Annotated in this window: 12 protein-coding genes; 11 read left to right on the forward strand and 1 reads right to left on the reverse strand. The window is 52.0% G+C overall.

Features of this window, described 5'->3' with window-relative positions; all coding sequences use genetic code 11:
* The first annotated feature begins 20 nt into the window (after nt 1-20).
* From DESRU_RS06875 to DESRU_RS06915, 9 genes are all read left to right on the forward strand, one after another.
* Complete coding sequence (locus tag DESRU_RS06875; protein WP_013841393.1) at nt 21-671, forward strand: TrkA C-terminal domain-containing protein; 651 nt, start codon at nt 21-23, stop codon at nt 669-671.
* Nucleotides 672-756: 85 nt separating this feature from the next.
* A complete protein-coding gene (gene mtrB, locus DESRU_RS06880; RefSeq protein ID WP_013841394.1) occupies nt 757-987 on the forward strand; it encodes a trp RNA-binding attenuation protein MtrB in 231 nt (76 codons plus the stop codon).
* Between the two features lie 227 nt (nt 988-1214).
* Nucleotides 1215-1406 carry a hypothetical protein gene (locus tag DESRU_RS06885; RefSeq protein ID WP_013841395.1) on the forward strand — a complete coding sequence of 64 codons (192 nt, stop codon included), beginning with the start codon at nt 1215-1217 and terminating at the stop codon, nt 1404-1406.
* Between the two features lie 26 nt (nt 1407-1432).
* Complete coding sequence (gene accD / locus DESRU_RS06890; RefSeq protein WP_013841396.1) at nt 1433-2284, forward strand: acetyl-CoA carboxylase, carboxyltransferase subunit beta; 852 nt, start codon at nt 1433-1435, stop codon at nt 2282-2284.
* A gap of 18 nt (nt 2285-2302) precedes the next feature.
* Entirely contained in the window at nt 2303-3247 is a 945-nt protein-coding gene (locus DESRU_RS06895) for an acetyl-CoA carboxylase carboxyltransferase subunit alpha (protein ID WP_013841397.1), read from the forward strand.
* Nucleotides 3248-3335: 88 nt separating this feature from the next.
* On the forward strand, nt 3336-4298 hold the full coding sequence (pfkA, locus tag DESRU_RS06900) for a 6-phosphofructokinase (RefSeq protein WP_013841398.1): 963 nt from the start codon (nt 3336-3338) through the stop codon (nt 4296-4298).
* Between the two features lie 26 nt (nt 4299-4324).
* Nucleotides 4325-6076 (forward strand): pyruvate kinase, encoded by a 1752-nt coding sequence (gene pyk / locus DESRU_RS06905; protein WP_013841399.1) that lies wholly within the window; start codon nt 4325-4327, stop codon nt 6074-6076.
* Between the two features lie 130 nt (nt 6077-6206).
* Nucleotides 6207-6803 carry a DedA family protein gene (locus DESRU_RS06910; protein ID WP_013841400.1) on the forward strand — a complete coding sequence of 199 codons (597 nt, stop codon included), beginning with the start codon at nt 6207-6209 and terminating at the stop codon, nt 6801-6803.
* Nucleotides 6804-6939: 136 nt separating this feature from the next.
* Nucleotides 6940-7875, forward strand: a complete 936-nt coding sequence (locus tag DESRU_RS06915) for a GDSL-type esterase/lipase family protein (RefSeq protein ID WP_013841401.1) — start codon at nt 6940-6942, stop codon at nt 7873-7875.
* Here the strand turns inward: DESRU_RS06915 and DESRU_RS06920 are convergent.
* The gene (locus DESRU_RS06920; RefSeq protein ID WP_013841402.1) at nt 7858-8094 is read right to left on the reverse strand and encodes a hypothetical protein; all 237 of its coding nucleotides are present in this window, start codon (nt 8092-8094) and stop codon (nt 7858-7860) included. The two genes, DESRU_RS06915 and DESRU_RS06920, sit on opposite strands and share 18 nt — an antisense overlap.
* Before the next feature lie 310 nt (nt 8095-8404).
* Here DESRU_RS06920 and trpE point away from each other — a divergent pair, with 310 nt between their 5' ends.
* Nucleotides 8405-9928 carry an anthranilate synthase component I gene (gene trpE / locus DESRU_RS06925; protein WP_013841403.1) on the forward strand — a complete coding sequence of 508 codons (1524 nt, stop codon included), beginning with the start codon at nt 8405-8407 and terminating at the stop codon, nt 9926-9928.
* Complete coding sequence (locus DESRU_RS06930; protein WP_013841404.1) at nt 9912-10484, forward strand: anthranilate synthase component II; 573 nt, start codon at nt 9912-9914, stop codon at nt 10482-10484. Before trpE ends, DESRU_RS06930 begins: the two co-directional genes overlap by 17 nt.
* Nucleotides 10485-10488 lie beyond the last annotated feature (4 nt).

Here is a 10488-nt window from a genome sequence, read left to right on the forward strand (position 1 = left end):
TCCCCGAGGGGAGAGACTGCATGAACCTGATCTTTTTGGTGTCCTTCATCCTGATTTTGTTCATTATTGTGGAAGTGTCGGCCATTGCTTTAAAAATAACCGGTATGGATTTGTACAAGGCCCGGTTTCAATCCCTGTCGGCTTTAGTTACGGTGGGTTATACCACCTCGGATTCCGAGCTGGTGGTTCAGCACCCGGCCCGCCGGAGAGTCATCATGATTTTAATGGTCATGGGTTATCCGGGAACCGCCACCATTGTGACGGCCCTCATCAACATTCTACGGCATCCCCTGACCCTGCTTCAGGTGGCCACCGCCGTAATGATCATCCTGGCCGCTGTCAGCGTATTATTTAGTAAACCACTGCGGGTTAAGCTGAACCGAGGGATCGAACGCCAGTTATCCCGCAGTCATGCTTTACAGAAAAGACCGGTGGAAGAAGTATTAAGGCTGGACGGGCAGCACGGGGTGGCCGAGGTTCAGTTGGACTCCCGGGCCAAATTAGTTGGACAAACCATTGCCGGCAGCAAGATCCGAGACCGGGGCATCTTTATTATGGCCATCGAACGGCAGGAGGTTTTCATTCACGCACCCCGGGGCAATGAAAGGTTAACGGACGGGGATACCCTGATCCTGTACGGAGAGCTTGCCAGCATCCGCAGCCTGCTTTAGACAAGGCATCGGTTGTCAAAAGAACGTAATTATGGTATGATTGGGACTGTAAAAAAGAGGAAAATTTGAACCTGGAGTGAGGACAATGGTAGAGAATCAAAACATTACCGGACAATATGTGGTTATTAAAGCCTTGGAGAACGGCGTCACCATTATCGGACTTACCAGGGGTCGGGATACCAAATTTCATCATTCGGAGAAACTGGACAAGGGTGAGATTATGATTGCCCAGTTTACAGAACATACCTCCGCCATCAAGATTCGAGGACGGGCCGAAGTATTGACCAAGCACGGCCAGCTTCGCACCGACGACTAAGGACCCCGGAGAAATATACAATTATTTTATGGTTGGCCGGGTCTTTCCCGACCGGTAACAGTATCCAGGGAACTGACTCTGGATATACTTATTTCCGTAGGTATAGAAAAAGCCCGGTAATTCCTAAAATCTTATGCAACATGACCGGATAAAAAAGAGGAATACCAAGGGAATGAATAGAAACAACATGTTTAATATGGAATTGAATTTTGAGGGGGCCGTAACAAGTGTGGACGGTGGTATATATTGCGCCCAACCGAAGAGAAGCAGAGAGACTACAACAAGCATTGTTGCAGGAGGGCTTGTTGGTAAAACTACGCAATATCGGACTACCGAATGCAAATGAGAATGGATCGGTAGAAATTTTAGTTCCCGAGTCGGAAGTAGACGAAGCCCTGGAAGTTATCAACACGGTATAGAGGGTGAATTAAGGGAGAGGTGAGTCTTGGTTTTAGAGATTTTTCGTAAGCCCAAATATGTGACGGTGCGTCCCGAAGGGGTACAGGAAGGAGAAAAAAGAGATATTCCCGAAGGCCTTTGGGTAAAATGCGCCCGCTGTAATGAAATCCTTTATAACAAAGAACTGGAAAAGAATTTTAAGGTTTGTCATAAATGCAATTTTCACTTTCGTCTAAATGCCGGCGAAAGGATTCGTCTGACCCTGGACGAGGGTTCCTTTAAAGAATATGATCGGGATTTACTGACGCTGAATCCCCTGGACTTTCCCAACTACCAGGAAAAACTGGTGAAGACCCAGGAAGCCACCGGTCTTCAGGAAGGTGTGGTTACCGGGGAAGGCACCATTGAGGGGCACCCGGTGGTCATTGGGGTCATGGATTCCCATTTTATCATGGGCAGTATGGGTTCGGTGGTGGGAGAGAAAATTGCCCGAGCCATTGAAAAGGCTCTGGAAAAAAGGCTGCCTTTAATTATTTTTACCACCTCCGGCGGCGCCAGAATGCAGGAAGGAATTTTGTCCCTGATGCAGATGGCCAAGACTTCCGCTGCTTTGGCAAAATTTGATCAAGCAGGGTTACTTTATATATCCGTTATTACAGATCCCACCACCGGAGGCGTTACCGCCAGCTTTGCCTCCCTGGGAGATATTATTATCGCCGAACCCGGTGCCGTCATTGGCTTTACCGGGCCCAGGGTGATCGAACAAACCATCCGGCAGAAGCTGCCCGAAGGTTTCCAGCGGTCGGAATTTATGCGGCAACACGGCCATGTGGATATGATTGTTCCCCGGGAACGGATGAAGGAAACCTTGTCTCAAATTTTGTCACTGCACACTTAAGTCTCAAAGGAGGCCGATATGGCACTGGATTTTGAAAAGCCCTTGCTTGAGCTTGAGGCAAAAATTAATGAATTAAAACATTTTACCAATGAAAAGGGTATTGATTTCACCGATGAAATTGTTCTATTAGAGAAAAAAGCCAGGGAAATGAAGGAAAATATTTACAGTCAACTAACTCCCTGGCAAAAGGTGCAAATTGCCAGACATCCCGCCAGGCCCAATACGCTGGACTATATTAAAGCCTTATTTACCGATTTTTATGAAATGCACGGGGACCGTTTCTACGGGGATGATCCGGCCATCATTGGCGGGATTGCCCGTTACAAGGGGATGCCCGTAACGGTTATGGGACACCTGAAGGGACATGACACCAAGGAAAATGTAACCCGCAATTTTGGCATGGCCCATCCCGAGGGCTTCCGTAAGTCGTTGAGATTAATGAAGCAGGCGGAGAAGTTCAAGCGTCCGGTGATTTGCTTTATCGACACCGCCGGGGCCTACTGCGGCATGGGGGCTGAGGAAAGGGGCCAGGGAGAGGCCATTGCCCGGAATTTGATGGGGATGTCCGCCCTTAAAACTCCGGTGGTTTCCATTGTGATTGGTGAAGGGGGAAGCGGCGGGGCGCTGGCTCTAGGTGTGGCCAACCGTATTTTAATCCAGGAACACGCCATCTTCTCGGTCAGTTCTCCGGAATCGGCGGCCAGTATTTTATGGAAAGACGGAACCAGGGCCAGGGAGGCGGCGGAGGTTCTGAAGCTTACCGCTCAGGATTTAAAAGGCTTTGGGATCATTGATGAAATCGTGCCGGAGCCGCTGGGCGGGGCCCACAGCGATCTGGCCAAAGCCTACAAGCTGGTGGATGAGGCCCTGGAACGCAATTTACAGCAAGTCCTGGGAAGCCCGGTGGATGAATTGCTGGAAGCCCGTTATAAAAAATTCCGTAATCTGGGACAATTTGGTTAACCAGACAATCTTTATGTTGGGATAAGCCTGCCGCTTTGCGGCAGGCTATAGGTGTATCATTGGCTATTTTTTATGGGAGGTCGGATTCATGCAGAGAATAGGCGTCTTAACCAGCGGCGGAGATGCGCCGGGAATGAATTCCTGCATTCGGGCAGTGGTTCGCAAGGCCATCTATCATGGCATGGAAGTGATTGGAATTAAACGGGGATACAGTGGTTTTATTGATGCCGATATGGGTCCCATGAATCTTGGCTCAGTGGCGGATATTATCCACCGGGGAGGAACCATTTTACATACGGCCCGGTCCCAGCGCTTCCAGACCAAGGAAGGCCGCGCTCAGGCCATGGAGAACGTCCGGCGCTTTGGCATTCAGGGATTGGTGGTCATCGGCGGGGACGGTTCTTTTACCGGCGCCAGCATCTTTCATCAGGAACACGGAATTCCGGTGGTGGGGGTTCCCGGGACCATTGACAATGATATCAGCGGTACGGATTATACCATTGGTTTTGATACAGCCCTAAACAATGTAGTGGATGCCATTAATAAAATCCGGGATACGGCCACCTCCCATGAAAGAACCTTTGTCATTGAGGTTATGGGTCGAAATTCGGGCAATATTGCCCTGGCCGCCGGGCTGGCCGGCGGGGCCGAAAGCATCCTGGTTCCTGAAATTCTCTTTAATATTGAAGACATTTGCCATAAGCTGTTAAGCGGACATAAACGGGGTAAACTACACTCCATCATCCTGGTTGCCGAAGGAGCTGCCAGCGGTTTAACCATTGGCCAACAAATTAAGGATTTGACCGGCTTTGATACCAAAGTAACCATTCTGGGCCATCTGCAGCGGGGCGGTATTCCTTCCGCCTTTGACCGGATTTTGGCAGCCCGGCTGGGAGCAAAGGCCGTAGAGCTTTTAATGGCCGGGGATAGCGGCAAAATGGTTGGCGTCCGCTCCGGAGAAGTGGTTGCCTCGGATTTGCAGGAAATACTGGGGAAACCCTGCCCCATCAATGACGAGATGTACCAACTGGCCAAAATACTTTCAATTTAGGATTTATACATAGAGGGGGTAACTGCATGAGACGTACCAAAATTGTATGTACCATAGGACCTGCCAGTGAAAGTTTCGAGGTTTTGAAAGAAATGATGCTGGCAGGCATGAATGTGGCCAGACTGAATTTTTCTCATGGCACCCACGAAGATCACGGCCGACGCCTGGAGGCTATCCGGCAGGCTGCCCGGGAAGTGGGTAAAAATATTGCCATTTTGCTGGATACCAAGGGGCCGGAAATTCGATTAAAGAAATTTGCCAATCCCCCGGTACTCCTTAAACCCGGCCAGTCTTTTACCCTTACCACCCGGGAAGTGCTGGGAGACGACACCATTGTATCGGTAACTTACATGGATCTGCCCAAGGATGTCCGGCCGGGCAGCCGGGTGGCGGTGGCCGACGGTCTCATTGAGATGGAAGTGGAAGCCGTTGAAGGCCAGGATGTTCATTGCCGGGTGATCAATGGCGGTCCCCTTTCCAACCAGAAGGGTGTTAATCTGCCCGGTGTGAATGTCAATTTGCCTTCCATCACCGAAAGAGATGTGGAGGATATTCGGTTTGGTATCCAGCAGGGTGTGGATTTTATTGCCGCCTCTTTTATCCGCAAGGCTTCCGATGTTTTGGCCATCCGGCAGATTGTTGAAGAGGTGGGGGCCGACGTAGCCATTATTGCCAAGATCGAAAGCCGCCAGGGTGTGGACAATCTGGCTGAAATTATTAATGTATCCGATGGCATTATGGTGGCCCGGGGAGATCTGGGAGTGGAAATTCCCGCCGAGGAAGTTCCTGTTTTGCAAAAAACCATGATTCAAAGCTGCAACATTGCGGGAAAACCAGTGATCACGGCAACCCAGATGCTGGAATCCATGACCCAAAATCCCAGACCCACCCGGGCCGAGGCCAGCGACGTAGCCAATGCCATTTTTGACGGCAGCGACGCCATTATGCTGTCCGGGGAGACCGCGGCGGGCAAATACCCGGTGCAGGCGGTAGAAACCATGGCCCGCATTGCCCAACGGGCCGAGCAGGCGGTGAACTTTGATGCTCTGCTGGAAACCCGCGGATCCGCTCTGCAGAGAACGGTGACCGACGGCATCAGCCATGCGGTCTGCACCATTGCCAAGGAACTGGGAGTCAGCGCCATTATCACAGCCACCGCCAGTGGTCATACAGCCCGTATGATCGCCAAATACCGGCCCAAGGTACCGATTATTGCCGTAACGCCCAAGGCTGACGTGCTCCGTAAACTGGCCCTGGCCTGGGGTGTAGAACCCTTGTTAATTGGTCCCCTAACCGGCACCGACGAAATGATCAGTGCCTCGGTGGAAGTATCCCTGACCGCGGGGTTAATCTCCGCCGGAGATCTGGTGGTGATTACTGCCGGTGTTCCCGTGGGGGTTCATGGGACCACCAACATGATGAAGGTGCATACGGTAGGTACCTTGTTGGCCCGGGGCACAGGGATCGGTCAGCGGGCCGCCACCGGTTCTGTTCGGATTTGTGCTTCCGGGCAGGAAGCCCTGGAAAAAGTTCGGCCGGGAGATATTCTGGTGACCGCCGCTACGGATCGCGAGTTTATTCCGGCTATGGAAAAGGCTGCCGCTGTCATTACCGAAGAAGGAGGCTTAACCTCCCATGCGGCCATTGTTGGTTTGGAATTTGGCATTCCCGTTGTTGTGGGGGTGGATCAGGCCACCGGCATTTTGCCGGACGGGGAAATCATTACGGTGGACGGTCAGCGGGGCTTGATTTACGGCGGTACGGCCAGGGTGCTCTAACCGCCTGCGATAAAAAATAATTGCTGCATTGATGAAACCACCAGTTTATTTAAGCCGGATGGTTTCTTGGCCTCCGGTGTTAAATAATCACCCGGTCTCTCAGCCATACTAAGGTGTGGGAGGAGATCAATTGACCGATCAACTTTTAGACGGATTAAGTCATCTTGGACTGGCCGGTTTGTTTGCCGGGGTCTATCTGGAAGCCCTGGGGGTGCCCTTTCCGGGAAGCCTGCTGGTTGCTTTAGCGGGTTTTTTATCCAAACAAGGGGAGTTAAATATTCTGCTGGTTTGGACCGTGTCCATGCTGGCTTATTTACTGGGTTCCACCTCTGCCTTCTTAATTGGCCGGCATGTGGGGGAGCCCTTTTTTAAACGGTGGGGGCGCTACATCCATCTAACGCCGGAGCGTTTTGCCAAGGCCCAGGAGGTTTTAAAAAAATCGGCCCCAGGTTTCATTATTGGAGGACGTTTTCTACCCACTGTAGGAAATATCACGCCCTATGTGGCGGGGGTCAGCGGTATTTCATTGCTTCGTTTCCTGATCTATGATCTGATTCACGGCATCCTGTGGCTGTCCGTCTTTTTAGGTGCCGGTTCCTTGCTGGGAAGAAATTGGCAACAGGTGGTGGAGGGCCGGTGGACCTTGTGGTTTGGGGCGGCGGGTCTGGCCTTGCTGCTGTTTTATCTTCTACGCCAGTTTGTTTTTACTAAAAGGACTAAAGTATAAAGGTGTTTTAGCGGAGGAGATTTTGGGTGGCTTTAAATTTTAAACTGACGGGAGGAATTTAGAAAGTACTGTCAAAGGATTCAATGCATAGAATAAAATAAATAAACAAACCTCTGTACAAAAGGGAGGCCTAGCAATGATTCGCGTGGTTCAGGCGGAAGTATCCCTGATCGGACGGTACTTGCAGCAAGGGGACAAGGAACACCTGGTGGATTCCCGGGATCACGAGGTGGACGGGTCCTATGAGGACAAGATAAGGTCTGCTACCAGTCAGGCCCTGCAAATGGCGGAATCCAAAGGGTTGGATTCCCTGGGCTTGCCGGTGATTCCATCCGGCAGGCAAAAGGTCGAGCCGGACCGGGTTGCCAGAACCATGGTTTCCGAAGTTCGACGGCAGTTTGCCCTGGGCTGCGGGTTAAGGGACGTTACTTTTATGGTGGAAAATGAGGAAACCATGACCGCCTTTAGGGATATGCTGAACCGCACCCGGATTGTCTGCCTGGGAGACAGCATTACCTATGGCTATCCGGAGGGTCCGGACTTTTCCTGGGTGGCGGTGGTGCAAAGGGCCACCGGGCATACCTTTGTGAACCGCGGGGTCAACGGGGAAACCACCGGACAGATGTTAGCCCGTTTTCACCGGGACGTGGTGCCGGAAGCACCGGCCTATATGATTTTTCTGGGGGGTCATAACGACGGGTGGCAGAAGGTTCCTTTTTCAGCGACCCAGCAAAACATCACCACCCTCACCGGTTTAGCTCTGGAAGAGGGCATCTGTCCGGTACTGGGCCTGCCTTCCCCCTTGAACCTGGAACAAATGATGCAATATTACCAGTGGGACCGCCGGGAAGCGGAGCAGTACGTCTGGCGCCTGGACCAAATCAGACAGTGGATTGCTGAATACGCTTCGGCCAGGGGAATTTTAACACTGGACTTTTACACCCCTCTGCTGTCTCCGGACCTGAAGGAGGGAGACCCCAAATTCCTCTTGGACGGAGGTCACCCCACCCGTGAAGGTTACCGGATTTTAGGACAGTCGGTTACCAAGCAATGGTTAAGCTTCCACACCTAAAACCTGCCGCAGGGCCTGCATATGCCGGCATTTAAAGGACGGGTCCCGCCGGGAGCGCCAGCGGAAGGTGCAGCAGTCGCAATCAGTCAAAGTGGTGCTCAACTCCCAGCGGCAGTCCGCTTCAATGACGGAACCCCGGTCCGGTCCCGTCACATAGACTACTAAATCACCCACCGGGTAGGGTTCAAACAATTCTACTTTGGTTTTTTTGACAGTCAACGGTTTTTCCACCTTTCTGATAAGGGCAATAAAAAGGCCTACCCTATATTTTTATGCGGATTCGGGAATAAATCCTTCTTTCTAGACGAAAAGATATTTAACCGATTATTTCAAATAATGTCATTGACTTACCGAAACCTTTGTGATAGTTTAACAAGTAACCCGCATGAGTTTAGTTGAGTTTAGTTGAGTTAAATAGCTGAGTTGAGTTTAGCTGAGAATAGTGAGCTGGTTAATGTAAATAAGTCCTTGCAACCAGTGCTCATTTTTTTGAGCATTGGTTTTTTATTTTTTTTAGGAGGTGAACCCTTTGTATCAACCTTCCTTTGAGGAATACTGCCGCTTAAGCCAGGAATATAACTTAATCCCTGTCTACCGGGAATATCTGGCGGACACTGAAACACCGGTGTCCATTTATGGCAAGCTGTCCTCCGGGGACCCCAGCTTTTTGCTGGAAAGTGTGGAAGAGGGGACCACTCTGGCCCGTTATTCCTTTATTGGCACCGACTGCTTCCTGAATTTTCGCTTTCACCGGGGGCGGGCGGAATTTTGGGGCTCCGGAATGAAGGCTAAACTGCATGGCGGTCCCCTGGAAGCCCTAAGGGGTTTACTGAGCAGGTATCGTACGCCCCGGTTGGCCGGGCTACCCAGATTCACCGGCGGTGCGGCGGGTTATTTCGGCTACGATATGATCCGCCATCTGGAAAAACTTCCGAATGATAAACCGGACCCTCTGGGGTTACCCCTCTGCCAGTTAATGTTTCCGGGCACGGTGCTGGTATTTGATCATATTCGCCGGACTTTGCTGATCGTAGCCAATGTTCCTTTTGCAGGCAATCTGGAGGAATCTTATCAGGAGGCTGTAAAAAAGATTGATCAGGTGGCCGGGCGAATTTTTACACCCTCTGCGTCTCCGGCTTACAGTACCCTTCCTTACAGCCAACCGTACGCCAGGGAAAAGCTGAATCAGGTCCTGGCCGCCAATTCATCCATGAACCGAAGAGAATTTGAGGAGGCCGTTACCCGGGCCTTGGATTACATCCGGGCAGGGGATATTTTTCAGGTGGTGCTGTCCCAGCGTTTCAGCCTTCCTTTTACCGGCGATCCCTTTGATTTATACCGGAGGCTGCGATCCATCAATCCGTCCCCCTATTTGACCTATTTTAATTTTGGGGATCTGGTGCTGGTAGGAGCGTCTCCGGAAATGCTGGTCCGGGTGGAAGAGGGAAAAGTGTTTACCCGCCCCATTGCCGGCACCCGGCCCAGGGGAAAAGACGAGACAGAGGACGACCTGCTGGCGGCGGAAATGCTGGCGGATGAAAAGGAACGGGCCGAACACTTGATGCTGGTGGACCTGGGCCGGAATGACGTGGGCCGGGTTGCGGTTCCCGGTACGGTGGAAGTACCCCAGTACATGCAGGTAGAGCGCTATTCCCATGTGATGCATCTGGTTTCCGAGGCCAAGGGGATTTTGGAAGAAGGAAAGGATCATCTGGATGCCCTGGGAGCCTGCTTCCCTGCGGGAACAGTATCCGGGGCGCCTAAGATCAGAGCCATGGAAATTATTGAGGAACTGGAACCGCTGCACCGGGGGCCTTATGCCGGGGCGGTGGGCTATGTGGACTTTGCCGGCAACATGGATACGGCCATTACCATCCGGACAGCGGTTGTGCACCGGGGCAGCGCTTACTTTCAGTCCGGAGCCGGTATTGTAGCCGATTCCGACCCGGCCAAAGAGTATGAGGAAACCTTACACAAGGCCAGGGCCATGGCCACCGCTGTCATGGCGGCTTCGCAAAGGGAAGGAGGGATGGCGGTTGCTGGCGGTCATTGATAATTACGACTCCTTTACCTATAATCTGGTGCAATTGGTTCGTCAACTGGGCCGGGAGGTCAAAGTATTTCGCAATGACGAAATTACCGTAGAAGACCTCTTGAATATAAACCCCACCGGTTTAATTATTTCCCCGGGACCCGGCAGACCGGAAAAGGCCGGTATCTGCCAGGAAGCTGTAAAGCATTTGCTGGGCAAAGTGCCCATCCTGGGCGTCTGCCTGGGGCACCAGGCCATTGCCCAGGCGCTGGGCGGCAGAGTGGTTCCGGCGGAACGGCTGATGCATGGCAAAACCTCCACCATTGTGCATGACGGTTGCGGTTTGTATCAGGGGCTGGCCCGGGAATTTACCGCAGCCCGCTATCATTCCCTGGCGGTGGAGGAAGAAAGTCTGCCGGATTGTCTGGTGGTTTCCGCCCGGACTCCGGAAGGGGAGGTGATGGGTATACGCCATCGGGATTACCCGGTGGAGGGTTTCCAGTTCCACCCGGAATCCATTGCCACCCCGGAGGGGAAAAACCTGCTTAGGAATTTTATGGAACAAAGCAATCGTTGAGTGG

Source organism: Desulforamulus ruminis DSM 2154 (assembly GCF_000215085.1).
GTDB lineage: Bacteria > Bacillota > Desulfotomaculia > Desulfotomaculales > Desulfotomaculaceae > Desulfotomaculum > Desulfotomaculum ruminis.